We start from the raw sequence: 24,275 nt of genomic DNA on the forward strand, positions 1-24,275 counted from the left end.
CCGGGACGGGCGCTCGGTCTCGTCCACCGGCCCTGGGAGGGGACACCATGCCCGAGCTGCCCGAGGTCGAGGTCGTACGGCGCGGACTCGAGCGGTGGGTCGCCCACCGGACCGTCGCCGACGCCGAGGTGCTGCATCCGCGCGCGGTACGCCGTCACCTCTCCGGCGCCGACGACTTCGCGCACCGGCTCGAGGGACACCGCGTCGGCGTCCCCAGCCGCCGCGGCAAGTACCTGTGGCTGCCGCTGGAGGACACCGACCAGTCGGTCCTGGCCCACCTCGGCATGAGCGGCCAGCTGCTGGTGCAGCCGCACACGGCGCCGGACGAGAAGCACCTGCGCGTCCGCGTCCGCTTCACCGACACCCTGGACACCGAGCTCCGCTTCGTGGACCAGCGCACCTTCGGCGGCCTGTCCCTGCACGACAACACCCCCGACGGGCTGCCCGACGTCATCGCGCACATCGCCCGGGACCCCCTCGACCCGCTCTTCGACGAGGAGGCGTTCCACCAGGCGCTGCGCCGCAAGCGGACCACCATCAAGCGGGCCCTGCTCGACCAGTCACTGATCAGCGGCGTCGGCAACATCTACGCCGACGAGGCGCTGTGGCGGGCCCGCATCCACTACGAGCGCCCGACGGCCGGCTTCACCCGTCCGCGCACCCTGCTCCTGCTGGGCCACGTCCGGGACGTCATGAACGCGGCCCTCGCCGTGGGCGGCACCAGCTTCGACAGCCTCTACGTCAACGTCAACGGGGAGTCCGGCTACTTCGACCGGTCCCTGGACGCGTACGGCCGTGAGGGTCTGCCCTGCCGCCGCTGCGGTACGCCGGTGCGCCGACGGGCGTGGATGAACCGCTCCAGCTACTTCTGCCCGAGGTGTCAGCGGGCGCCGCGCGTCTCGTCGTAGCGCTCACGGGCCCGGAGCACGGCGTCCATGCTGCCCTCGACGCACTGGATGAGGGACAGCAGACGCCGGGCGATCTCGTGGCCCAGCGGCGTCAGCTCGTAGTCCACGCGGGGCGGGTTGGTGGGCTGGGCCTCGCGGTGCACCAGCCCGTCGCGCTCCAGCGCGTGCAGCGTCTGGGAGAGCATCTTCTCGCTCACCCCGTCGACCCGGCGGCGCAGCTCGTTGAACCGGAGCGAGCCCTCGTGGAGCGCGCCGAGGGTCAACGCGCCCCAGCGCCCGGTCACGTGCTCCAGCGTGCCGCGGGACGGGCACGCCTTGGCGAACACGTCGAAGGGAAGCTCCTGCTCCCTCGGGCGCCGCACGGTCGTCATACGGGCAAGCCTACGTCAGGGCGGCGCTGACCATCAGAGTGCGCTGACCACAGGTCAGTACCCGAAGTTCTGGGTCCACCACGGACCGCCCGACCCCATGTGGACGCCCACACCCAGCGTCTTGAAGTCGCAGTTCAGTATGTTCGCCTTGTGGCCGGGGCTGTCCATCCAGGCCTGCATCACGGCCTCGGCGTCGGCCTGGCCCCGGGCGATGTTCTCGCCGCCCAGGTTGGCTATGCCGGCCGTCCTGGCCCTGTCCCACGGGGTGTCGCCGTCGGGGTCGGTGTGGTCGAAGAAGCCCCGTTCGGCCATGTCGTCGCTGAACGCCGTGGCCAGACCGGTCAGCGAACTGCTCGCGACGACCGGGCTGCACCCCACCTTGGCCCGCTCCACGTTGACCAGCCGGAGCACCTCGGCCCCCGCGACGGCCTCCGCCGACCCGGCCACCGGACTGCTCGTCTTCTTCTCCGGCTCCGGTTCCGGCTCCGGCGCCGCCTCGCGGGACGGCGTCTCCTGCGCGGTCCTCTCCGGAGCCGCCGCGGTCTCCTTTTTCTCCGGAGTCCTCTTCTCCGGGGTCTTCTCCGGCGCGGTCGATGCCGACGCCGACGCCGACGCCGAGGCGGACGGCCCGGACGAGGCGGAGCGCTCGGCGTCACGGCTCGCCGGGGTGGCGGCGTCGCGGCCCGGGCTCTCCAGGCTGCCGGACGTGCCGCCCTGCCCGCTGGGCGAGTTGGTCGGCGCGTCCCCGGCCTGCACGCTCTCACCGGAGGCGCTGTCGCCGCCGAGCCGGTAGTTCTCCAGACCGGGCACCGTGCCCGTGGCCACCGCCACCGTGCCGAGGGCCACCGCGGCGGAGACGCCGAGCAGGCCGGTGCGGACCGGGGCCACGGCCTTCTTCTTCCGGCGCCGGTGTCCGCCGGTACGGGGGGCGTCGTCGTCGGGCGCGAGGCCGTCACCGGCGAAGGCGTGGCCGATCCGGTCCGGATCCGCCGGGAAGCCGGCGCCCGGGAAGCCGCCGCGGGCGAAGTCGCCGCCCCCGGCGGGGGATCCGGCACCGTCCGTCGCGTAGAGGTAGGCCTCGCTCTTCGCGTACGTCTCGGCGTACGCCTGCGGGTTCAGATACGGCGCGGTGCCCATCGTGGGCGGGCCGTCCCCCCGGTCGTTCCTCGGAAGCGGACCGCCGTCGTAGGGGGCGTCGTGAGTGGCCCCGGCGGCGCGGCCCGTGGCGGCGCGGCCGGCGGCGGAGCGTCGGTGGCGTCCCATGTCCTGGCCTTCCTCGTCCTCGCGGTCGACTCGTGCTGGCGACCAACCCGAAACGCGACGATCACGAAACTCACACGAACGAGTGAGTTTCATATGAGATTTATGGGTGGGGACGCTACCGCATGGCGCAAGGACGCCGTGTGCCCCCAGTGACTTTGTCCGGTTAGGTTGCAGCCATGAGCGAGGATGTGCGATTGATCGCCTGGGTGCGGGGACGTGTCCAAGGTGTGGGTTTCCGCTGGTTCACGCGCGCCAAGGCGCTGGAGATCGGCGGCCTGAGTGGTTTTGCTCTCAATCTGGGCGACGGCAGGGTCCAAGTGGTCGCCGAGGGCGCCCGGGAGCGCTGTAAAGGGCTGCTGGACTGGCTCCAGACCGGCGACACGCCCGGACACGTGGACGGAGTCACCGAGATCTGGGACACACCCCGCGGCGGCTACGACGGCTTCGCCATCCGCTGATCCCGCCCGCTCCGGCGGCCCCGAACGCCCCGGGCGGTCCGCGCGGCGGGCCCTCCTCGGAGGAAAAGTCCTGGTGATTGCCGAGAAGGGCTTGCCGTGGGCGGCGCCGGCGGCCAAGATGATCGCCACGTCCCGAGGACCCGTGAGACCCGCGCCGCCGCTCTCCGCCGGCCGTGCGCACCCGGTTGTCCGCCGATACGGGGCGTGATCGTGTTGACCCTCAAACTTTTTGGTGAGACGCTGAAAGCCCCGCGCACCTTAGCTGTTTGGCATGGCTGAACGGCAGCACGACTCCAGGCCTGCCAAGCACCGCGGGTGCGAATCCCTCACGACCCACACCGCATCGGTCGGTCACTCATTGTGGAGGACCATCCATCATGGCAAAGGCGCTTCTCGGTTACGTCGGCGGCTCCGACCCGCGACTCCTCGCCGAGATGCGACGGCTCCAGCAGCGCGTCCAGGACCTGGAATCCGAGCTCGTACGGATCCAGGCGGAGAAGGACGCGCTGGCGGCTGCCGCTTCTCACGACAGGATCATGGAGAGCGTTGACGCACACCAGGCGGAGCCTGCGCTCACCTGATCACTTCACCGCCGCACGAACAGCACAGCAGTGGTCGGGCCCGCCCGTCACCACCGTCGAGCAGTCAGAACTCCAAGGGACGCCCCGGCGTCCCTTTTTTCTTTCCCGCCTCCGCGACCTCACCCCGGCACCCGCGCCCCCGCGCACGGCGCTTAGCACTCGCTGTCCCGCGCATCCTTTCACCGTCTTCAACGTCTGGTGTGCCCTGCGCGTTCACCCGCGAAACCGTGTGTTCACGGAGCGGGATCCGCCCGGCGGGTAGAGTCCGGCGGCGTGCACCTCAAGGCCCTGACCCTCCGCGGCTTCAAGTCGTTCGCCTCCGCGACCACGCTCCGTTTCGAGCCGGGGATCACCTGCGTCGTGGGTCCGAACGGCTCGGGCAAGTCCAACGTCGTGGACGCGCTCAGCTGGGTCATGGGCGAGCAGGGCGCCAAGTCGCTGCGCGGCGGCAAGATGGAGGACGTCATCTTCGCCGGCACCACCGGCCGCCCCCCGCTGGGCCGCGCCGAGGTGTCCCTGACCATCGACAACTCCGACGGCGCCCTCCCCATCGAGTACTCCGAGGTCACCATCACGCGGATCATGTTCCGCAACGGCGGCAGCGAGTACCAGATCAACGGCGACACCTGCCGGCTCCTCGACATCCAGGAACTGCTGTCCGACTCCGGCATCGGCCGTGAGATGCACGTCATCGTCGGCCAGGGCCGGCTCGACTCCGTCCTGCACGCCGACCCCACGGGCCGCCGCGCCTTCATCGAGGAGGCCGCCGGCGTCCTCAAGCACCGCAAGCGCAAGGAGAAGGCGCTGCGGAAGCTGGACGCGATGCAGGCCAACCTCGCCCGTGTGCGGGACCTCACCGAGGAACTGCGGCGCCGGCTCAAGCCGCTCGGCCGCCAGGCCGCCGTCGCGCGGCGGGCCGCCGTCATCCAGGCCGACCTGCGCGACGCCCGGCTGCGGCTGCTCGCCGACGACCTCGTACGGCTGCGCGAGGCGCTGCGGGCCGAGATCGCCGACGAGACCGTCCTCAAGGAGCGCAAGGAGGCGGCCGAGGCCGAGCTGGGGCGGGCGCTCCGGCGCGAGGCCCACCTGGAGGACGAGGTGCGCCGGCTCAGCCCGCGCCTGCACAGCGCCCAGCAGACCTGGTACGAGCTCTCCCAGCTCGCCGAGCGGGTGCGCGGCACGATCTCGCTGGCCGACGCGCGCGTGAAGAGCGCGACGTCCGCGCCCGTCGAGGAGCGGGGCGGGCGGGACCCGGAGGACATGGAGCGCGAGGCCGCCCGCGTCCGCGAGCAGGAGGCCGAACTGGAGGCCGCCCTGGAGGCGGCCGAACGCGCCCTGGAGGACACGGTCGCCCACCGCGCGGAACTGGAACGCGAACTCGCCCAGGAGGAACGGCGCCTGAAGGACGTCGCGCGGGCCGTGGCCGACCGGCGCGAAGGGCTCGCCCGGCTCAAGGGACAGGTGGGCGCGGCCCGTTCGCGTGCCGCCGCGGCCCAGGCCGAGATCGAGCGGCTGGCCGCCGCGCATGACGGGGCCCGGGAGCGGGCCGTCGCCGCACAGGAGGAGTACGAGGCGCTCCGGGCCGAGGTCGACGGCCTCGACGCGGGCGACACCGAACTCGCCGAGCGGCACGAGGACGCCAGGCGACGGCTCGCGGAGGCCGAGACCGCCCTCACCGCAGCCCGCGAGGCGGTCACCGCCACGGAACGGGAACACGCCGCGACCCAGGCCCGCCACGAGGCACTGGCGCTCGGCCTGCGCCGCAAGGACGGCACCGGCGCCCTGCTGGGAGCGAAGGACCGCCTCACGGGGCTGCTGGGTCCGGCCGCGGAGCTGCTGGCGGTGACGGCCGGCTACGAGGTACCGCTCGCGGCCGCGTTCGGCACGGCGGCGGACGCCCTGGCGGCGACCTCACCGTCCGCCGCGGCCGACGCGATCCGCCTGCTCCGGGCACAGGACGCGGGCCGGGCGGCCCTGCTCCTGACCGGGACACCGGACCTGCGAAGGGGCACGGAGGACCGCGCGACCGAGCTCGACGGCCCCGGCTCCCCCCTCCCCGCCGAGCGCCTCGTCAGCGGACCTCCCGAGCTGATGCCGGCCGTACGACGGCTCCTGCGCCACATCGTCGTCGTCGGCACCCTGGAGGAGGCCGAGGAGCTCGTCGCCGCCCACCCCCATCTCACCGCCGTCACCGCCGACGGCGATCTGCTCGGCGCCCACTTCGCGCAGGGCGGTTCGGCGGGCGCCCCCAGCCTGCTGGAAGTACAGGCGTCCGTGGACGAGGCCGCCGCCGAGCTGGAGGAGCTGGCCGCGCGGTGCGCGGAGCTGGCCGAGGCGCAGGAGGCGGCGGCCGGCCGGCGCCGGGAGTGCGCGGGCCTCGTCGAGGAGCTCGGGGAGCGGCGCCGGGCCGCGGACCGGGAGAAGTCCTCCGTCGCCCAGCAGCTCGGCCGGCTCGCGGGACAGGCGCGCGGTGCCGCCGGGGAGGCCGAGCGGGCCGAAGCCGCGGCGGCCCGGGCCCAGGAAGCCCTCGACAAGGCGCTCATCGACGTCGAGGAACTCGCCGAGCGGCTCGCCGTCGCCGAGGAGACGCCGTTCGAGGAGGAGCCCGACACCGCCGTACGCGATCGGCTCGCCGCCGACGGGGCCAACGCCCGCCAGACGGAGATGGAGGCCCGTCTCCAGGTCCGTACGCACGAGGAGCGGGTGAAGGGGCTCGCCGGACGGGCCGACTCACTGGACCGCGCCGCCCGCGCGGAACGCGAGGCACGCGCGCGTGCCGAACAGCGCCGGGCCCGGCTGCGCCACGAGGCCGCCGTCGCCGGGGCCGTGGCCTCCGGCGCCCGGCAGCTCCTCGCACACGTCGAGGTCTCCCTCGCCCGCGCCGACCGGGAGCGCACCGCCGCCGAGGCCGCCAAGGCCCGCCGCGAGCAGGAACTCGCCCGCGCCCGCACCGAGGGACGCGATCTCAAGGCGGAACTCGACAAGTTGACGGATTCAGTTCACCGAGGCGAGGTACTAGGAGCGGAGAAGCGGCTGCGGATGGAGCAGCTGGAGACCAGGGCGCTGGAGGAACTGGGTGTGGAACCGGCCGGGCTGGTGTCGGAGTACGGTCCGCACCAGCCGGTGCCGCCCTCGCCCCCCGCCGGGGACGAACAGCTGCCGGAGGCTGATTCCCATGGCGGCTCCGCCGCGGGGGAGCACCCGCGCAACCGGCCCCGCCCCTTCGTCCGGGCCGAGCAGGAGAAGCGCCTGAAGGCCGCCGAGCGCGCCTACCAGCAGCTCGGCAAGGTGAACCCGCTCGCCCTGGAGGAGTTCGCGGCGCTCGAGGAACGCCACCAGTTCCTCAGCGAGCAGCTGGCGGACCTGAAGAAGACCCGCGCGGACCTGCTCCAGGTCGTCAAGGAGGTCGACGAACGCGTCGAACAGGTCTTCACCGAGGCCTACCGGGACACCGCGCGCGAGTTCGAGGGCGTCTTCTCCCGGCTGTTCCCGGGCGGCGAGGGCCGTCTGGTGCTGACCGACCCCGACAACATGCTCACCACGGGCGTGGACGTCGAGGCGCGGCCGCCGGGCAAGAAGGTCAAGCGGCTCTCCCTGCTCTCGGGCGGTGAGCGGTCGCTGACCGCGGTGGCGATGCTCGTGTCGATCTTCAAGGCGCGGCCCAGCCCGTTCTACGTCATGGACGAGGTCGAGGCCGCCCTCGACGACACCAACCTCCAGCGGCTGATCCGGATCATGCAGGAGCTGCAGGAGGCCTCGCAGCTGATCGTGATCACGCACCAGAAGCGCACCATGGAGGTCGCCGACGCGCTCTACGGCGTCTCCATGCAGGGCGACGGCGTGTCCAAGGTCATCAGCCAGCGTCTGCGCTAGAGCAGCACACAATCTTCAAGTTCTGAACGATCTTTACTTCCGCACGTCTCCAAAGTCACAACACACGGCCTATTGACTTCAATAGTTGAAGACATAGTCTCTGCAATGTTGCTTTTACCTTCAGGTACCTTCAGTTGGACCTCGAAGGGCTGACCCCCCATCCGGCGACGTTGCCGGTGGCCCGAGGAGTACAACGTGACCAGCACACCGCAGGCACAGCAGTCAGGAGCCAAGGCGGCTCACCCCGATCATCTCGGGCACGTCATCTTCATCGCGGCGGCGGCCGCCATGGGCGGTTTCCTCTTCGGCTACGACAGCTCCGTGATCAACGGCGCCGTCGAGGCCGTCCGCGACCGCTACGACATCGGCTCCGCCGCGCTCGCGCAGGTCATCGCCATCGCCCTGATCGGCTGTGCCATCGGCGCCGCGACCGCCGGCCGCATAGCCGACCGCATCGGCCGCATCCGGTGCATGCAGATCGCCGCGGTCCTGTTCACCGTCAGCGCCGTCGGCTCCGCGCTGCCCTTCGCGCTGTGGGACCTCGCCTTCTGGCGCGTCGTCGGCGGCTTCGCCATCGGCATGGCCTCCGTCATCGGCCCGGCCTACATCGCCGAGGTCGCCCCGCCCGCCTACCGCGGCCGGCTCGGTTCCTTCCAGCAGGCCGCGATCGTCGTCGGCATCGCCGTGTCCCAGCTGGTCAACTGGGGCATCCTCAACGCCGCCGACGGCGACCAGCGCGGTGAGCTGATGGGCCTGGAGGCCTGGCAGGTCATGCTCGGCGTCATGGTGATCCCGGCCGTCCTGTACGGCCTGCTCTCCTTCGCCATCCCCGAGTCCCCGCGCTACCTGATCTCCGTCGGCAAGCGCGAGCGCGCCCGGCAGATCCTCGAAGAGGTCGAGGGCAAGGACATCGACCTGACCGCCCGCGTCACCGAGATCGAGTCGGCGATGCACCGCGAGGAGAAGTCCAGCTTCAAGGACCTGCTCGGCGGCAGCTTCTTCTTCAAGCCGATCGTCTGGATCGGCATCGGCCTGTCGGTGTTCCAGCAGTTCGTCGGCATCAACGTCGCGTTCTACTACTCCTCGACGCTGTGGCAGTCGGTCGGCGTCGACCCGACGGACTCGTTCTTCTACTCGTTCACCACGTCGATCATCAACATCGTCGGCACCGTCATCGCGATGATCTTCGTCGACCGCATCGGCCGCAAGCCGCTCGCGATCATCGGCTCCGTCGGCATGGTGATCGGTCTCGCCCTCGAGGCCTGGGCCTTCTCCGCCGACCTCGTCGACGGGGCGCTGCCGGCCACCCAGGGCTGGGTCGCCCTGATCGCCGCGCACGTCTTCGTCCTCTTCTTCGCCCTGTCGTGGGGCGTGGTCGTCTGGGTCATGCTCGGCGAGATGTTCCCCAACCGGCTCCGCGCCGCCGCCCTCGGCGTCGCCGCCGCCGCGCAGTGGATCGCCAACTGGGCCATCACCGCGAGCTTCCCCTCGCTGGCCGACTGGAACCTGTCGTTCACCTACGTGATCTACACGGTCTTCGCCGCGCTCTCCATCCCGTTCGTCCTGAAGTTCGTGAAGGAGACCAAGGGCAAGACGCTGGAGGAGATGGGCTGAGCAGCCCTCCCAGTCCGGGGAGGAGGGCTCACGTCCCCGCTGCCCCTCTCCTCGTACCTTCGCCGCCGCCCTCGCCCGGGTCACCCGGGCGAGGGCGGCGGTGTGTTCTCCCCGGGGAGCCGGGCATCAGGCGTGGGCCTTCGCGGGTCCCGCGCGTACAACGGACGGCCTCGTGAGAGGTCGCGCCATACTGGGGCTGTTATGGACATCGTCATCCTTGCTGTAGTCATCGCCGTGGTCGTGCTCGGCGCGCTCGGCGGGCTCATCGTCGGCAGTCGGCGCAGGAAGCCACTGCCCCCGCCGCCGCCCGCCGCGCCCGACATCACCGCCCCTCCGACCGAGCCGCACGTCGGCGAAGAGGCCGAGACGCCGCGGGAGGAACCGCGGCGCACCATCGAGGAGGTTGATCTTCCGGCGGGCGCCGGTCCCGTCGTCATCGAGGAACCGCCCGCCGCCGAGGCTCCCGAGATCGAGATCCCGGAGCCCACCGCCGGCCGTCTGGTCCGGCTGCGCGCCCGTCTCTCCCGTTCGCAGAACGCCCTGGGCAAGGGTCTGCTCACCCTGCTGTCCCGCGAGCACCTCGACGAGGACACCTGGGAGGAGATCGAGGACACCCTGCTCACCGCCGACGTCGGTGTGCAGCCCACCCAGGAGCTGGTCGAGCGGCTGCGCGAGCGCGTGAAGGTACTCGGCACCCGCACCCCCGAGGAGCTGCGCGGACTGCTCCGTGAGGAGCTGATCACGCTGGTCGGCCCCGAGATGGACCGCACCGTGCACACCGAGAACCCGGCCGGCGGCCCCGGCGTCGTGATGGTCGTCGGCGTCAACGGCACCGGCAAGACCACCACCACCGGCAAGCTCGCCCGCGTCCTGGTCGCCGACGGCAACACCGTCGTGCTCGGCGCCGCCGACACCTTCCGTGCCGCCGCCGCCGACCAGCTGCAGACCTGGGGCGAGCGGGTCGGCGCCCACACCGTGCGCGGCCCGGAGGGCGGTGATCCGGCCTCCGTCGCGTTCGACGCGGTCAAGGAGGGCAAGGAGATGGCCGCCGGCGCCGTGCTCATCGACACCGCGGGCCGGCTGCACACCAAGACCGGCCTCATGGACGAGCTCGGCAAGGTCAAGCGGGTCGTGGAGAAGCAGGCCCCGCTGGACGAGGTGCTGCTCGTGCTCGACGCCACCACCGGTCAGAACGGTCTGGTGCAGGCGCGGGTCTTCGCCGAGGTCGTCGCCATCACCGGCATCGTGCTCACCAAGCTGGACGGCACGGCCAAGGGCGGCATCGTGATCGCCGTCCAGCGCGAGCTGGGCGTGCCGGTCAAGCTGATCGGGCTCGGTGAGGGCGCGGACGACCTGGCGCCGTTCGAGCCGGACGCGTTCGTGGACGCCCTCATCGGGGAGTGAGGTCCGACTCCGTCAGACGGATCCGGCAGACGCGAGGAAGCGCCCGCCCCCGAGCAGAGCGGGGGACGGGCGCTTCGCCGTGTCCGGGGGTGTGCGGCGTCGGTGTGGGCCGGGGCGGGTCGCTCCGCCCGGCGCTTGCGGGGGTGCCTGCCCCACTCCCGGCTGCTCCCTCGCTCCCGACTTCGCTCGAGCGGGGGACCCCCGTCGTCCTGGGGGTGCCTCTCGGGCCCTTTCGGGCTCCGGGGAGGCACGACTGCCCGCGGAGTGCGGGGCCCGTCCGTGTGGCTACCCACCCGACCGGTGCGCCACGTACGCCAGCGTGCCCAGCAGCAGACGCGCCTCGGGCGGGCGGGACGCCGAGTCCAGGGCGGGGGAGCGGAGCCAGCGCACCGGGCCCAGGCCGCCTTGGTCGGACGGCGGCGCCGTGATGTGCGTACCCGGTCCGAGACCGCGCAGGTCCAGGGCGGCCGGGTCGTCCCAGCCCATGCGGTAGAGCAGCTCGGGCAGTGCGGCGGCGGCGCCGGGGGCGACGAAGAAGTGGGCGCGGCCGTCCGGGGTGGCGGCGACCGGGCCGACCGGCAGGCCCATGCGCTCCAGCCGGGCCAGGGCGTGGCGTCCGGCGGCCTCCGCGACCTCGATCACGTCGAACGCCCGTCCGACCGGCAGCATCAGCGAGGCCCCCGGGAACTCCGACCACACCGCGGTCACCTCGTCCAGCGGGGCCCCGGCGCGGATCACCGGCGCGTGGTCCAGCGGATGCGCGCCCGGCGCCCGGCAGCCGGCGCTCCCGCAGGAGCAGACGCCCGCGGCGGCCCGGACGCCCGGCACCACGTCCCAGCCCCACAGCCCGGTGTACTCCGCCGCGACGGTGCCGTCCGAGGAGCGGCTCCGGCGACGCGAGCCGGACCGGATGTCGCGGATGCCCCGACTGATGCCGATCGTGAAGCCCATGCCCCCTCCAACGGGTCCGACACAGCGGCGGTTACGTAGCGAACGCGGAAAGTGACTCTCTGTTTCCGACTTCCCGGCGTCGCTCTCCTCAACCGGCGCTTCGAAGCGCCAGGGGTGGTGCGTCCGGCCGTGCGCGCCCTTCGGTGCACCGCTGCGTTCGCTTTTGACTGTCCCGTGTCAAGTGAATCGTGGGATGGCCACGGGGAGTTCATTCGAAGGGGTGGCGAATGGTGGCGATTGTGGTTCCGTCGTGGTGGGGCGGGTGATCGTGGGGTTACTGTGTGTGCACGGCTTCTTGGGGCACGTGCATTCGTGGGTATGCCGGAGGCAACTCGGCTTTCCGTTCGAAGGGTGACAATCGTCGGACGGGCGGCCCCGACAACCGGCATTCTGATAGGGCTTGGCGCACTCGGCGACAAGTGGTCTTCAGGGATGGGGGCGTTCCAGTGAGCGGCAACGGCGGTGGCGGGACGAGCGCTGCGAGTGCGGAGAAACGGCCGAACGAGCTGCTCGCGTCGTGGTTCGTCCGCAGCGGCTGGTCCAAGGGCGAACTCGCCCGCCAGGTCAACCGCAGGGCACGCCAGTTGGGCGCTCACCACATTTCCACCGACACCTCGCGCGTGCGCCGCTGGCTGGACGGCGAGAACCCTCGCGAGCCGATCCCCCGGATCCTGTCCGAGCTGTTCTCCGAACGCTTCGGCGTCGTCGTCTCCGTCGAGGACCTGGGCCTGCGCGCCACCCGTCCGGCCCCCTCCGCGACCGGCGTCGACCTGCCCTGGACGGGCCCGCAGACCGTGGCCCTGCTCAGCGAGTTCTCGCGCAGCGACCTGATGCTGGCGCGGCGCGGCTTCCTCGGGAGCTCGCTGGCCCTCTCCGCGGGCCCGTCCCTCATCGAGCCCATGCAGCGCTGGCTCGTCCCCTCCCCGTCCGCCCCGCTGGCCCCGCCCGAGGCCGAACCGGTGTCCTCCTCCGCCCGCGCCCGCGGCCGCCTGTCCAGGCCGGAGCTGGACCTGCTGGAGACCACCACCGTGATGTTCCGGCAGTGGGACGCCCAGTGCGGCGGCGGCCTGCGCCGCAAGGCGGTCGTCGGACAGCTGCACGAGGTGACCGACCTGCTCCAGGAACCCCAGCCCGAGGCCACCACCCGGCGCCTGTTCAAGGTCGCCGCCGAACTCGCCCAACTTGCCGGCTGGATGTCGTACGACGTCGGGCTCCAGCCCACCGCGCAGAAGTACTTCGTGCTCGCCCTGCACGCCGCCAAGGAGGCCGGCGACCGGCCGCTCGGCTCCTACGTGCTGTCCAGCATGAGCCGGCAGATGATCCACCTCGGCCGGCCCGAGGACGCCCTGGAGCTGATCCACCTCGCGCAGTACGGCAGCCGGGACTGCGCGAGCCCGCGCACCCAGTCCATGCTGTATGCGATGGAGGCCCGCGCCTACGCCAACATGGGCCAGCCCGGCCGGTGCAAGCGGGCGGTGCGGATGGCCGAGGACACCTTCGCCGAGGCCGACGAGTGGGACGAGCCCGACCCCGACTGGATCGGCTTCTTCTCCGAGGCCGAGCTGTACGCGGAGAACTCCCACTCCTACCGCGACCTCGCCTACGTCGCCGGCCGCAGCCCCACCTACGCCTCGCTCGCCGAGCCGCTGATGCGGCGGGCCGTGGAGCTGTTCGGCCGGGAGGGCGGCGAACACCAGCGCTCCTACGCCCTCAACCTGATCGGCATGGCCACCGTCCACCTGCTGCAGAGCGAGCCCGAGCAGAGCACGGTCCTCGCCACCGACGCCATCAAGGCGGCCAAAAAGGTCCGTTCCGAGCGCGTCAACACTCGTATCCGAAAGACGGTCGACACCGCCGTACGCGACTTCGGGGGCCTCGCCGAAGTCGTCGAACTCGGCGAGCGGCTCGCGATCGAGCTGCCCGAGACCGCGGACGCGGTCTGACACCCCCGAGCCACCGCTAGGCCCCGGCCGTGGCCGGCCCTCCCGAACTGCCCGACTCGGCTCCCCCATGCCAGGTCATGCGGAGGCCGGCCGCGGCCGGTCGTGTGTCTCCCCGGCCACGGCTCACCGCCGTCCACCGAAGGTCGCGCCACGATAACGATCGGCGCTGCCCGGTTCCGGCGGTTCACCGACCCGTAACACGCCGGGTGCCTTCGTCACGGCGGCGAAACAACGAGGGGCTTCCACCGAAACGGCGCTGCGCGAATCTCATGGCGCATAACCGGCCCACCCCTCAATCCGCCCAAGGCTTCGCCCGCACGGGGCCGTACCAACGACGAGGAGACGCCGATGGCACCAGCCATCACCCTGGCCGCAGACGCGCCCACGCTGTCCGCCGCCAACACAGGGTTCATGCTCATCTGTTCCGCCCTGGTGATGCTCATGACCCCGGGTCTCGCCTTCTTCTACGGAGGCATGGTCCGCGTCAAGAGCACGCTGAACATGCTGATGATGAGCTTCATCAGCCTGGGGATCGTCACCGTCCTGTGGGTGCTGTACGGCTTCTCCATGGCGTTCGGCACCGACTCCGGCAGCGTCATCGGCTGGAACTCCGACTGGGTCGGCCTGAGCGACATCGGCCTGACCGAACTCTGGGACGGCTACACCATCCCGGTCTTCGTCTTCCTGGTCTTCCAGCTGATGTTCGCCGTCCTCACGCCCGCGCTGATCAGCGGAGCGCTCGCGGACCGCGTGAAGTTCACCGCGTGGGCGCTGTTCGTCGCCCTGTGGGCCACCGTCGTCTACTTCCCGGTCGCGCACTGGGTCTGGGGCGCCGGCGGCTGGGCCTTCGAGCTGGGCGTCATCGACTTCGCCGGCGGCACGGCGGTCCACATCAACGCCGGCGCCGCCGCGCTCGGTGTGATCCTGGTGATCGGCAAGCGCATCGGCTTCAAGAAGGACCCGATGCGCCCGCACAGCCTCCCGCTGGTCATGCTCGGCGCCGCGCTGCTGTGGTTCGGCTGGTTCGGCTTCAACGCCGGCTCCTGGCTCGGCAACGACGACGGCGTCGGCGCGCTGATGTTCGTCAACACCCAGGTCGCCACCGGCGCCGCCGTCCTCGGCTGGCTCGCCTACGAGAAGATCCGTCACGGCGCGTTCACCACGCTGGGCGCAGCCTCCGGCGCGGTCTCCGGTCTGGTCGCCATCACCCCGGCCGGCGGCGCGGTCTCCCCGCTCGGCGCGATCGCCGTCGGCGTCATCGCCGGTGTGCTGTGCGCCATGGCCGTCGGCCTGAAGTACAAGCTCGGCTACGACGACTCCCTCGACGTCGTCGGCGTCCACCTCGTCGGCGGCATCCTCGGCTCGCTCCTCATCGGCTTCTTCGCCACCGGCAAGGGCCAGTCCGACGTCGCGGGCCTCTTCTACGGCGGCGGCCTGGACCAGTTCTGGAAGCAGTGCGCCGGTGTCTTCGGCGTCCTCGCCTACTCCCTGGTCGTCTCCGCGGTCCTCGCCCTCCTCCTGGACAAGACCATCGGTATGCGAGTCTCCGAGGACGACGAGGTGGCCGGCATCGACCAGGCCGAGCACGCCGAGACCGCATACGACTTCAGCGGAGCCGGCGGCGGCGCGGCCCGCACCGCGGTCACCGCCCCCGTCGCCCCGGCCGAGAGCAAGAAGGTGGACGCATGAAGCTCATCACCGCCGTCGTCAAGCCGCACCGGCTCGACGAGATCAAGGAGGCCCTGCAGGCCTTCGGAGTCCACGGCCTGACCGTCACCGAGGCCAGCGGCTACGGCCGCCAGCGCGGCCACACCGAGGTCTACCGCGGCGCCGAGTACACCGTCGACCTGGTGCCCAAGATCCGCATCGAGGTGCTGGTCGAGGACGACGACGCCGAGCAGCTGATCGACGTCGTGGTCAAGGCGGCCCGCACCGGCAAGATCGGTGACGGCAAGGTCTGGTCGGTCCCGGTGGAGACGGCCGTACGGGTACGGACCGGCGAGCGCGGCCCGGACGCGCTCTGAGACACGAGGACGGGAGTCGCCGGGTGACGAGTACGAACGTGACGAAGGAAACAGAGGACTCGGGACCCGGCGGTTACGCGGCGGCCCGGCTGCGCCTCCTCACCGAGGAGGCGCGGTCCGGGCCGCCGCGCCGTACCGCTCTGGCGGACCTCACCGACGACTGGCTCGGCGGGCTGTTCGCGGCGGGCGCGCAGGGGGCGCGCGGGGTGTCCCTGGTCGCCGTGGGCGGCTACGGACGCGCGGAACTGTCCCCGCGCAGCGACCTCGACCTCCTCCTGCTGCACGACGGAAGCGACCCCGAGGCGGTCGCCGCCCTGGCGGACCGCCTCTGGTACCCCGTCTGGGACCTGGGTCTCGCCCTCGACCACTCCGTCCGCACCGCCGCCGAGGCCCGCAAGGCCGCGGGCGAGGACCTCAAGGTGCAGCTCGGCCTGCTGGACGCCCGGCACATCGCCGGCGACCTCGGCCTCACCACGTCGCTGCGCACCACGGTGCTCGCCGACTGGCGCAACCAGGCGCCGAAACGCCTTCCCGCCCTGCGGGAGCTGTGCGAGGAACGCGCCGAACGCCAGGGCGAACTGCAGTACCTCCTGGAACCCGACCTCAAGGAGGCCCGCGGCGGACTGCGCGACGCCACCGCCCTGCGCGCCGTCGCCGCCTCCTGGCTGGCCGACGCCCCGCGCGAGGGCCTCGCCGACGCCCGCCGCCGGCTCCTCGACGTACGGGACGCCCTGCACCTGACGACCGGGCGTGCCACCGACCGGCTCGCGCTCCAGGAACAGGACCAGGTCGCGGCCGAACTGGGCGTGCTCGACGCGGACGCGCTGCTGCGGCAGGTCTACGAGGCCGCGCGGGTCATCGCCTACGCCGGAGACGTCACCTGGCGCGAAGTGGGACGCGTCCTGCGCTCCCGCGCGGTGCGGCCCCGACTGCGCGCCGTCCTCGGCGGCGGGAAACCGGCGCCCGAGCGCTCCCCGCTGGCCGAGGGGGTCGTGGAACAGGACGGCGAGGTGGTGCTCGCCCGCGCCGCGCGCCCCGACCGCGACCCCGTGCTTCCCCTGCGCGCCGCGGCGGCCGCCGCCCAGGCCGGACTCCCCCTCTCCCCGCACGCCGTACGGCGCATGGCGGCCGGCGCCCGCCCGCTGCCCGCGCCCTGGCCCGCCGAGGCCCGCGAACAGCTCGTCACCCTGCTGGGCTCGGGGCGTCCCACCATCGAGGTCTGGGAGGCGCTGGAGGCGGAGGGACTGGTCAGCCTGCTGCTGCCGGACTGGGACCGGGTGCGCTGCCGCCCGCAGCGCAACGCCGTGCACCTGTGGACCGTCGACCGGCACCTCATCGAGACCGCCGTGCGCGCCTCCGCGTTCACCCGCCGGGTCGGCCGCCCCGACCTGCTGCTGGTCGCCGCGCTGCTGCACGACATCGGCAAGGGCTGGCCCGGCGACCACTCGGTGGCCGGCGAGGTCATCGCCAGGGACGTGGCCGCCCGCATCGGCTTCGACCAGCACGACGTCACGGTGGTCGCCACCCTCGTACGCCACCATCTGCTGCTCGTCGAGACCGCCACCCGGCGCGACCTGGAGGACCCCGCCACCGTGCGCGCGGTCGCCGACGCCGTCGGCGCCCAGGGCACCCTCGAACTGCTGCACGCCCTCACCGAGGCGGACGCCCTCGCCACCGGCCCGGCCGCCTGGTCGTCCTGGCGCGCCTCGCTCGTCGCGGACCTGGTCGAACGGGTCGGTGCCGTGCTGTCCGGGGACGCCCCGGACGGGCCCGAGGAAGCCGTGCCCACCGCGGAACAGGAGCGCCTCGCGATCGAGGCCGTCGCCACGGGCGCGCCGGTGCTGTCCCTGCGGGCCCGGGCCGAGCCGCCCACCGAGCCCTCCGGCGGCCCCGAGCCGCTGGGCGTGGAGCTGCGCATCGCCGTACCCGACCAGGCGGGCGTGCTGCCCGCCGTGGCCGGGGTGCTCGCCATGCACCGGCTGACCGTGCGCACGGCCGAGCTGCGGGCCCTGGACCTCCCGGACGGCGTGGACGGCTCCGTACTGCTGCTGGACTGGCGGGTCGCCGCCGAGTACGGCTCCCTGCCCCAGGCCGCCCGGCTCCGCGCGGACCTCGTCCGCGCCCTCGACGGCACCCTGGACATCGCCGGCCGGCTCGCCGAACGGGACGCCGCCTACCCGCGCCGCCGGGGCGTGGTGGCGCCCCCGCCGCGCGTGACGGTCGCCCCGGCCGCCTCCCGGCACGCCACGGTGATCGAGGTCCGGGCCCAGGACGCCCCCGGGCTGCTGTTCCGCATCGGGCGGGCGCTGGAGGACGCGGCCGTGCGGGTGCGCAGCGCGCACGCGAGCACGCTGGGCGCGAACGCGGTCGACGCCTTCTACGTGACCTCGCCGGACGGCTCGCCCCTTCCCGGCGAGGAGGCGGTGTCCATGGCCCGGAAACTGGAGGAGACGCTGCGGGCGTGACCTCGTGGTCCTTCCGTGCGCCGATCGGGCGTGCCCCCCGCCCGCGCGGGAATCCGCTCCCGTCCGCCGACTCCGGCGGGCGGGGGCGATTTGCTCGCCGGGCCGGATACCCTGGAGGGCAGCCCAGATTCGCCCCCGACCCCGAGGACCGACGCCGCCGTGTTCGATACTCTCTCCGACCGCCTCAGCGCGACCTTCAAAAACCTCCGCGGAAAAGGCCGGCTGAGCGAAGCGGACATCGACGCCACGGCGCGTGAGATCCGCATCGCCCTGCTGGAAGCGGACGTGGCCCTGCCGGTCGTCCGCACGTTCATCAAGAACGTCAAGGAGCGCGCGCTCGGCGCCGAGGTCTCCAAGGCGCTGAACCCCGCCCAGCAGGTCCTCAAGATCGTCAACGACGAGCTCGTCACGATCCTGGGCGGCGAGACCCGCCGGCTGCGCTTCGCCAAGCAGCCGCCGACCGTGATCATGCTGGCCGGTCTGCAGGGTGCCGGTAAGACCACCCTCGCGGGCAAGCTCGGCCGCTGGCTCAAGGAGCAGGGCCACTCCCCGGTGCTGGTCGCCGCCGACCTCCAGCGCCCCAACGCCGTCAACCAGCTGAGCGTCGTCGCCGAGCGCGCGGGCGTAGCCGTCTACGCGCCCGAGCCGGGCAACGGCGTGGGCGACCCGGTGAAGGTCGCCAAGGACTCCGTCGAGTTCGCGAAGACCAAGGTCCACGACATCGTGATCGTGGACACCGCCGGCCGCCTGGGCATCGACCAGGAGATGATGCGGCAGGCCGCGGACATCCGCGACGCCGTCTCCCCGGACGAGATCCTGTTCGTCGTCGACGCCATGATCGGTCAGGACGCCGTCAACACCGCCGAGGCGTTCCGCGACGGCGTCGGCTTCGACGGCGTGGTGCTCTCCAAGCTCGACGGCGACGCCCGCGGTGGTGCGGCCCTGTCGATCCGGCAGATCACCGGCAAGCCGATCATGTTCGCGTCCAACGGTGAGAAGCTCGACGACTTCGACGCCTTCCACCCGGACCGGATGGCCTCCCGCATCCTCGACATGGGCGACCTGCTCACCCTGATCGAGCAGGCGGAGAAGACGTTCAGTCAGGAAGAGGCCGAGAAGATGGCCTCCAAGCTGGCGTCGAAGAAGGGCCAGGACTTCACCCTGGACGACTTCCTGGCCCAGATGGAGCAGGTCAGGAAAATGGGCTCCATCTCGAAGCTGCTCGGCATGTTGCCCGGCATGGGCCAGATCAAGGACCAGATCAACAACCTGGACGAGCGGGACGTCGACCGCACCGCCGCGATCATCAAGTCGATGACCCCGGCCGAGCGCCAGGAGCCGACGATCATCAACGGCTCGCGCCGCGCCCGTATCGCCAAGGGCTCCGGTGTCGAGGTCAGCGCGGTGAAGGGCCTGGTCGAGCGGTTCTTCGAGGCCCGCAAGATGATGTCCCGGATGGCCCAGGGCGGCGGCATGCCGGGGATGCCCGGGATGCCGGGCATGGGCGGCGGCCCGGGCCGGCAGAAGAAGAAGCAGAAGCAGGCCAAGGGCAAGCAGCGCTCCGGCAACCCGATGAAGCGCAGGCAGCAGGAGCAGGAGGAGGCCGCGCGCCGCGCCGCCGCCGCGGAGGGCGCGGGCGCCTTCGGGCTGCCGCAGCAGGGCGGCAAGGACTTCGAGCTGCCCGACGAGTTCAAGAAGTTCATGGGCTGAGAACCCGTCGTACGGCGCCGGGGCGCCCCCTCGTCGGAAGGGGGGCGCCCCGGTGCCGTGTCCGCCGTGTCTCCCCGGCCCCGTGTCCCGTGCCTCAGGCAACGCGGGCGACGAGGTACCGGAACACGTTCGGCATCCACACGGTCCCGTCCTGCCGCTGGTACGGGTGCAGGGCCTCCGCCAGTTCCTTGTCGACCTGCGCCTGGTCCGTGGCCATGACCGCCGGGTCGAACAGTCCGGTCGACTTCAGGCCCCGTACCGCGCTGTCCGCGTCGGCGTAGCCGAACGGGCAGGCCACCCGTCCGGAGCCGTCCGGCCACAGCCCCGCCCGCGCGGCGACCCGCTCCAGGTCGTCGCGGTCCGTGGGGCGCCAGGCGCCCGTGCCGCCGCGCAGCGGTTCCGCCGGTCCGGCGGCCGCCCGGAGCACGGACGCCGTGGCGCACCGCTCCGGCGGACCCCAGCCGGTCAGCACCACGGCCGCTCCGCGCCCGGCGAGCGGCACCGCCTCGGCGAGCAGACCGCCCAGCCGTTCCGCGTCGCCCGCGAGACAGCCGATCGGCTCGAAGGCGGTCACCACGGTGTACGCGTCCGCGCGGGCGGCCTCACCGGGCGAACCCCGCACGATCCGGATGTCGTCACGCACGCGTGCGTCCCGCTCGTCGGGCAGCAGCCGCTCCCGAGCGAGGGCCAGCCGGTCGGCACAGGCGTCGACGCCGGTGACCGCGGCACCGCGCGAGGCCGCCATCAGCAGGGCCAGTCCCGAGCCGCAGCCGAGGCCGAGCAGTCGTGTCGTGGGACCCACGTCCAGTCGCTCGTAGACGGCCTCGTAGAGCGGTACGAGCATCCGCTCCTGGATCTCGGACCAGTCACGCGCGCGTGCACGCAGGTCCACACGGGGGGCGGCCCCCGTACGAGGCGGGTGCTGCCGCACGAGCGTAGGTGTCATAGGTAAGCGCCCCAATCAGCCGAGAGTTGCCGTAGTGCCCGATTCCCTGGCCCCCGTGCAGTGCGCCCCGCACACCCCCCGTATGCCAGGAAACTCCGCCCTCGTCGTGTCGTCCAGTGGAATGCGCCGACGGCTTGGTAGTCGCCTGTGCCAGTGGCAAGGATTCACCTTCCGGTCATCCCGGCCCGCCCGTTCCTTCATGGCGGAGGCACCCGTACGCCGGTTCCGGCCAAGGTCGACGGAGCCGGGAGCGGCTTGTGGCGGGGCGGTGCGCGGTCGCGGGGGCGGACCCGGTAACGTCGCGCCCGTGGCGTGCCCGCCGAGCCGGACGCCGTGTCCCCGCGAGAGCGACCGAAACGCCTCTTGCGCATCCGCGAGCCTCACGCGCACCGGCGCGCGGAGACCGCTCACGCGCGGGGCGTACGTCAGCCTACGCACCACCTTGAGGTGAGCTGCGAGGCTTCTCCGCAGATCAGCGCACCCGTACTCGTCAGGGCACATCAGTGCCAACTGACGGGTACGTGCAAATTATTTGGGATGCCCCGGAATCGGAACACAGAGGCACCCAGGCTCGTTGTCATTACGTGAGCACGACACAGACACCACCTGTTCTCGCCGCAGAGCTGGCGCAGGCGTGGGCCGACATTCAGCGGTACCACCCCGAGCTGCCCGATCTTGCCGCGCCCGAGTCCCTGATCGGGGAGTCGTCGTCCGCGTGCGGTCACGAACTCTCCTTCGAACGACTGCTGCACGAGGCAGTCCACGGCGTCGCCGCCGCGCGCGGCGTACGCGACACATCCCGCGCCGGCCGCTACCACAACCGCAGATTCCTCGCGATCGCCGAGGAGCTGGGCCTGGACCACCCCGAGGAACCGCACCCCAGCAGCGGCTTCTCACTGGTCACGCTCACTCCCGAGGCGAAGCGCCGCTACCGCCCGACGACGGAGCGCCTCCAGCGCGCCCTGAAGGCCCATTCCGCGGCGACCGCGGGCGACACCGCCCGCAGCTTCCGCGGCCCGGCCGCACGGCACGGCTCCTCCGGGGGCGGTGTCCGCGTCAAGGCCGTCTGCGACTGCGGCCGCAACGTCCGCGTCGTCCCCTCGGTCCTCGCCCAGGCCCCCATCGTCTGCGGAGGCTGCGGCAAGCCCTTCCGGATCCCCGACGTGGTGGCGGCCGCGAGCTGACGGCCCCGGCATCTCGTGGATGCCGGGACCACCCCGCCGCCCCGCCGTCATCGCCGGCACCCGTGCCTCTCCCGGAGCCCGAAAGGGCTCCGGGAGAGGCGTACCCGGAGCGGCACGGGCGGGCGCGGCGGCGCCTCGTCTGCGCCGAGCGGCGCACCCGCCGCGCGGTCACCGGGACGACGGACACCCCTCCGGCGTGCCCACTTTCCCGCACTCCCTCGGTGAAGCGCGTCCCACGGGGTGTGGCACAATGGCTAGCTGTACTCGACAGTCGCACAGGACCCCTCTCTCCTCCGGCTGACGCGTCCATCGGGCACTCGGGTACCGCAACCCCACGCGGCACATCCCGCCGTGCCCCACCACGTCAATTTCAGGAGAACCCACTCCCGTGGCAGTCAAGATCAAGCTGAAGCGTCTGGGCAAGATCCGTTCGCCTCACTACCGCATCGTCGTCGCCGACTCCCGTACCCGCCGTGACGGCCGGGCCATCGAGGAGATCGGCAAGTACCACCCGACGTACAACCCGTCGGTGATGGAGGTCGACGCCGAGCGCGTGGCGTACTGGCTCGGTGTCGGCGCCCAGCCGACCGAGCCCGTGCTCGCCATCCTGAAGAAGACCGGCGACTGGCAGAAGTTCAAGGGCGAGCCCGCCCCGGCTCCGCTGCTCCAGCCCGCCGAGAAGTCGGCCCGCCCGTCCTTCGAGGCGCTCGGCGGCGACGACGAGGGCAAGGGTGAGGCGATCACCCAGAAGAAGAAGGCTGAGAAGAAGGACGAGGCGGCCGCTGAGTCCTCTTCGTCTGCGTCGACCGAGGCCTGAGCATGCTCGAGGAGGCTCTCGAGCACCTCGTGAAGGGCATCGTCGACAACCCTGACGATGTGCAGGTCGCCTCGCGCAACCTGCGCCGCGGGCGTGTGCTCGAGGTCCGGGTCCACCCGGACGACCTCGGCAAGGTGATCGGCCGCAACGGCCGCACCGCGCGCGCCCTGCGTACCGTCGTGGGCGCCATCGGCGGCCGCGGTGTCCGCGTCGACCTCGTCGACGTGGACCACGTCCGCTGACGCCGAACGCAGTACCGGCTCGGGCCGGGGAAGGCCACTGGGCCGTCCCCGGCCCGCAGTCGTACGAGCCGTGAGTGGGCTCGTCGCAGTTCGACAGGAGATCAAGCACAGTGCAGCTGGTAGTCGCTCGCATCGGCCGCGCCCACGGCATCAAGGGCGAGGTCACCGTGGAGGTCCGCACCGACGAACCGGAGCTGAGGCTCGGGCCCGGTGCCGTCCTGACCACCGACCCCGCCTCCGTCGGGCCGCTCACCATCGAGACCGGCCGCGTCCACAGCGGCCGCCTCCTGCTGCGCTTCGAGGGCGTCCACGACCGCAACGGCGCCGAGGCCCTGCGCAACACCCTCCTCATCGCCGACGTCGACCCGGACGAGCGCCCCGAGGACGAGGACGAGTACTACGACCACCAGCTGATCGACCTCGACGTCGTCACGGAGGACGGCGAGCAGGTCGGCCGGATCACCGAGATCTCGCACCTGCCCACCCAGGACCTCTTCGTGGTCGAGCGCCCCGACGGCAGCGAGGTGTACGTGCCGTTCGTCGAGGAGATCGTCACCGAGATCGACCTGGAGGAGCAGCGCGCGGTCATCGACCCGCCGCCCGGCCTGATCGACGACCGCGCCGAGATCGCCTCCGCACGGGACGCCGCCGGGGAAGAGGCGTGATGCGGCTCGACGTCGTCACGATCTTCCCCGAGTACCTGGAACCGCTGAACGTCTCCCTCGTCGGCAAGGCACGCGCGCGCGGTCGGCTGAACGTGCAGGTGCACGATCTGCGCGACTGGACGTACGACCGGCACAACACCGTGGACGACACCCCGTACGGCGGCGGCCCCGGCATGGTCATGAAGACCGAGCCATGGGGAGACGCGCTCGACTCGGTCCTCGCGGACGGCTACGAGGCCGGTTCCCGCGAGCCGGCCCTGATCGTCCCCACCCCCAGCGGCCGGCCCTTCACCCAGGAACTGGCCGTCCGGCTCTCCGAGCGCCCCTGGCTGATCTTCACCCCGGCCCGTTACGAGGGCATCGACCGCCGTGTCGTCGACGAGTACGCCACCCGGATGCCCGTGTACGAGGTGTCCATCGGCGACTACGTCCTGGCCGGCGGCGAGGCGGCGGTCCTCGTCGTCACGGAGGCCGTCGCCCGGTTGCTCCCCGGCGTCCTCGGCAACGCCGAGTCGCACCGCGACGACTCCTTCGCGCCCGGGGCCATGGCGAGCCTCCTGGAGGGCCCCGTCCACACCAAGCCGCCGCGGTGGCGCGGGCGCGGCATCCCGGACGTGCTGCTCAGCGGCCACCACGGGAAGATCGCCCGCTGGCGGCGCGACGAGGCGCTGCGCCGGACCACCGCCAACCGGCCCGACCTCATCGAGCGCTGCGACCCCGCGGCCTTCGACAAGAAGGACCGCGAGATGCTGTCCATCCTGGGCTGGGAACCGGACCCCGCCGGAGAGCCGTACGGCCGATTTTGGCGCAGGACCGGCGGCATGGAAGAATAGGCCGCTGCTGTGCGTGGTCCGGC

At 72.2% G+C, this 24,275-nt stretch carries 20 protein-coding genes; 16 read left to right on the forward strand and 4 right to left on the reverse strand.

Translation table 11 applies throughout. From position 1 onward, the window contains the following. Positions 1 to 47 precede the first annotated feature (47 nt). Positions 48 to 908: a bifunctional DNA-formamidopyrimidine glycosylase/DNA-(apurinic or apyrimidinic site) lyase gene (gene mutM / locus ADK41_RS36620; protein WP_030824760.1), complete on the forward strand. Its 861-nt coding sequence runs from the start codon at positions 48 to 50 to the stop codon at positions 906 to 908. On the opposite strand, the gene ADK41_RS36625 is transcribed toward mutM, so the two are convergent. Then, positions 881 to 1,279 carry a winged helix-turn-helix transcriptional regulator gene (locus ADK41_RS36625; protein ID WP_030824763.1) on the reverse strand — a complete coding sequence of 133 codons (399 nt, stop codon included), beginning with the start codon at positions 1,277 to 1,279 and terminating at the stop codon, positions 881 to 883. The genes mutM and ADK41_RS36625 overlap by 28 nt on opposite strands. Before the next feature lie 54 nt (positions 1,280 to 1,333). After that, positions 1,334 to 2,542: a CAP domain-containing protein gene (locus tag ADK41_RS36630; RefSeq protein WP_030824766.1), complete on the reverse strand. Its 1,209-nt coding sequence runs from the start codon at positions 2,540 to 2,542 to the stop codon at positions 1,334 to 1,336. A gap of 176 nt (positions 2,543 to 2,718) precedes the next feature. Between ADK41_RS36630 and ADK41_RS36635 the strand changes: the two genes are divergently transcribed. The 5 genes from ADK41_RS36635 (at position 2,719) to ftsY (ending at position 10,472) form a co-directional block, all read left to right on the forward strand. Then, complete coding sequence (locus tag ADK41_RS36635; RefSeq protein ID WP_030824769.1) at positions 2,719 to 3,000, forward strand: acylphosphatase; 282 nt, start codon at positions 2,719 to 2,721, stop codon at positions 2,998 to 3,000. A 377-nt stretch (positions 3,001 to 3,377) separates the two neighbouring features. After that, on the forward strand, positions 3,378 to 3,581 hold the full coding sequence (locus tag ADK41_RS36640) for a hypothetical protein (protein ID WP_030824772.1): 204 nt from the start codon (positions 3,378 to 3,380) through the stop codon (positions 3,579 to 3,581). 273 nt (positions 3,582 to 3,854) lie between these two features. After that, entirely contained in the window at positions 3,855 to 7,454 is a 3,600-nt protein-coding gene (gene smc / locus ADK41_RS36645; RefSeq protein WP_030824774.1) for a chromosome segregation protein SMC, read from the forward strand. Between the two features lie 195 nt (positions 7,455 to 7,649). Then, positions 7,650 to 9,068, forward strand: a complete 1,419-nt coding sequence (locus tag ADK41_RS36650; RefSeq protein ID WP_030824777.1) for a sugar porter family MFS transporter — start codon at positions 7,650 to 7,652, stop codon at positions 9,066 to 9,068. 201 nt (positions 9,069 to 9,269) lie between these two features. Beyond that, positions 9,270 to 10,472, forward strand: coding sequence for a signal recognition particle-docking protein FtsY (gene ftsY, locus ADK41_RS36655; protein WP_030824780.1), 1,203 nt, complete (start codon positions 9,270 to 9,272; stop codon positions 10,470 to 10,472). 285 nt (positions 10,473 to 10,757) lie between these two features. On the opposite strand, the gene ADK41_RS36660 is transcribed toward ftsY, so the two are convergent. Continuing rightward, on the reverse strand, positions 10,758 to 11,423 hold the full coding sequence (locus ADK41_RS36660) for a bifunctional DNA primase/polymerase (protein ID WP_030824782.1): 666 nt from the start codon (positions 11,421 to 11,423) through the stop codon (positions 10,758 to 10,760). Positions 11,424 to 11,869: 446 nt separating this feature from the next. Here ADK41_RS36660 and nsdA point away from each other — a divergent pair, with 446 nt between their 5' ends. From nsdA to ffh, 5 genes are all read left to right on the forward strand, one after another. Continuing rightward, complete coding sequence (nsdA, locus tag ADK41_RS36665; RefSeq protein ID WP_030824784.1) at positions 11,870 to 13,366, forward strand: transcriptional repressor NsdA; 1,497 nt, start codon at positions 11,870 to 11,872, stop codon at positions 13,364 to 13,366. 348 nt (positions 13,367 to 13,714) lie between these two features. Continuing rightward, on the forward strand, positions 13,715 to 15,055 hold the full coding sequence (locus ADK41_RS36670) for an ammonium transporter (protein WP_030824786.1): 1,341 nt from the start codon (positions 13,715 to 13,717) through the stop codon (positions 15,053 to 15,055). Next, positions 15,052 to 15,390 (forward strand): P-II family nitrogen regulator, encoded by a 339-nt coding sequence (locus tag ADK41_RS36675; protein ID WP_004924863.1) that lies wholly within the window; start codon positions 15,052 to 15,054, stop codon positions 15,388 to 15,390. Before ADK41_RS36670 ends, ADK41_RS36675 begins: the two co-directional genes overlap by 4 nt. Positions 15,391 to 15,413: 23 nt before the next feature. After that, positions 15,414 to 17,855, forward strand: coding sequence for a [protein-PII] uridylyltransferase (locus ADK41_RS36680; protein WP_030824788.1), 2,442 nt, complete (start codon positions 15,414 to 15,416; stop codon positions 17,853 to 17,855). 159 nt (positions 17,856 to 18,014) lie between these two features. After that, positions 18,015 to 19,565 carry a signal recognition particle protein gene (ffh, locus tag ADK41_RS36685; RefSeq protein ID WP_030824791.1) on the forward strand — a complete coding sequence of 517 codons (1,551 nt, stop codon included), beginning with the start codon at positions 18,015 to 18,017 and terminating at the stop codon, positions 19,563 to 19,565. A gap of 94 nt (positions 19,566 to 19,659) precedes the next feature. Here the strand turns inward: ffh and ADK41_RS36690 are convergent, their stop codons facing one another. Continuing rightward, a complete protein-coding gene (locus tag ADK41_RS36690) occupies positions 19,660 to 20,511 on the reverse strand; it encodes a methyltransferase domain-containing protein (protein WP_030824794.1) in 852 nt (283 codons plus the stop codon). A gap of 584 nt (positions 20,512 to 21,095) precedes the next feature. Here ADK41_RS36690 and ADK41_RS36695 point away from each other — a divergent pair. The 5 genes from ADK41_RS36695 to trmD all read left to right on the forward strand — a co-directional run bounded on the left by ADK41_RS36695 (position 21,096) and on the right by trmD (position 24,252). Then, positions 21,096 to 21,695, forward strand: a complete 600-nt coding sequence (locus tag ADK41_RS36695; protein WP_030824797.1) for a hypothetical protein — start codon at positions 21,096 to 21,098, stop codon at positions 21,693 to 21,695. Between the two features lie 388 nt (positions 21,696 to 22,083). Further along, positions 22,084 to 22,512, forward strand: coding sequence for a 30S ribosomal protein S16 (gene rpsP / locus ADK41_RS36700; protein ID WP_030824800.1), 429 nt, complete (start codon positions 22,084 to 22,086; stop codon positions 22,510 to 22,512). Positions 22,513 to 22,514: 2 nt separating this feature from the next. After that, positions 22,515 to 22,754, forward strand: a complete 240-nt coding sequence (locus ADK41_RS36705) for an RNA-binding protein (protein WP_003973401.1) — start codon at positions 22,515 to 22,517, stop codon at positions 22,752 to 22,754. A 110-nt stretch (positions 22,755 to 22,864) separates the two neighbouring features. Next, positions 22,865 to 23,419 carry a ribosome maturation factor RimM gene (gene rimM / locus ADK41_RS36710; RefSeq protein WP_030824804.1) on the forward strand — a complete coding sequence of 185 codons (555 nt, stop codon included), beginning with the start codon at positions 22,865 to 22,867 and terminating at the stop codon, positions 23,417 to 23,419. Next, the gene (gene trmD / locus ADK41_RS36715) at positions 23,419 to 24,252 is read left to right on the forward strand and encodes a tRNA (guanosine(37)-N1)-methyltransferase TrmD (RefSeq protein WP_030824807.1); all 834 of its coding nucleotides are present in this window, start codon (positions 23,419 to 23,421) and stop codon (positions 24,250 to 24,252) included. Before rimM ends, trmD begins: the two co-directional genes overlap by 1 nt. Positions 24,253 to 24,275: the final 23 nt, after the last annotated feature.

Source organism: Streptomyces caelestis (genome assembly GCF_001279005.1).
GTDB lineage: Bacteria > Actinomycetota > Actinomycetes > Streptomycetales > Streptomycetaceae > Streptomyces > Streptomyces heliomycini.

Excerpts from the sequence above, each read along its gene's own strand:
- mutM (WP_030824760.1), top strand. The coding sequence starts at position 48 with ATGCCCGAGCTGCCCGAGGTCGAGGTCGTACGGCGCGGACTCGAGCGG.
- ADK41_RS36625 (WP_030824763.1), bottom strand. The coding sequence starts at position 1,279 with ATGACGACCGTGCGGCGCCCGAGGGAGCAGGAGCTTCCCTTCGACGTG.
- ADK41_RS36630 (WP_030824766.1), bottom strand. The coding sequence starts at position 2,542 with ATGGGACGCCACCGACGCTCCGCCGCCGGCCGCGCCGCCACGGGCCGC.
- ADK41_RS36635 (WP_030824769.1), top strand. The coding sequence starts at position 2,719 with ATGAGCGAGGATGTGCGATTGATCGCCTGGGTGCGGGGACGTGTCCAA.
- ADK41_RS36640 (WP_030824772.1), top strand. The coding sequence starts at position 3,378 with ATGGCAAAGGCGCTTCTCGGTTACGTCGGCGGCTCCGACCCGCGACTC.
- ftsY (WP_030824780.1), top strand. The coding sequence starts at position 9,270 with ATGGACATCGTCATCCTTGCTGTAGTCATCGCCGTGGTCGTGCTCGGC.
- ADK41_RS36660 (WP_030824782.1), bottom strand. The coding sequence starts at position 11,423 with ATGGGCTTCACGATCGGCATCAGTCGGGGCATCCGCGACATCCGGTCC.
- ADK41_RS36670 (WP_030824786.1), top strand. The coding sequence starts at position 13,715 with ATGGCACCAGCCATCACCCTGGCCGCAGACGCGCCCACGCTGTCCGCC.
- ADK41_RS36675 (WP_004924863.1), top strand. The coding sequence starts at position 15,052 with ATGAAGCTCATCACCGCCGTCGTCAAGCCGCACCGGCTCGACGAGATC.
- ADK41_RS36690 (WP_030824794.1), bottom strand. The coding sequence starts at position 20,511 with ATGACACCTACGCTCGTGCGGCAGCACCCGCCTCGTACGGGGGCCGCC.
- ADK41_RS36705 (WP_003973401.1), top strand. The coding sequence starts at position 22,515 with ATGCTCGAGGAGGCTCTCGAGCACCTCGTGAAGGGCATCGTCGACAAC.
- trmD (WP_030824807.1), top strand. The coding sequence starts at position 23,419 with ATGCGGCTCGACGTCGTCACGATCTTCCCCGAGTACCTGGAACCGCTG.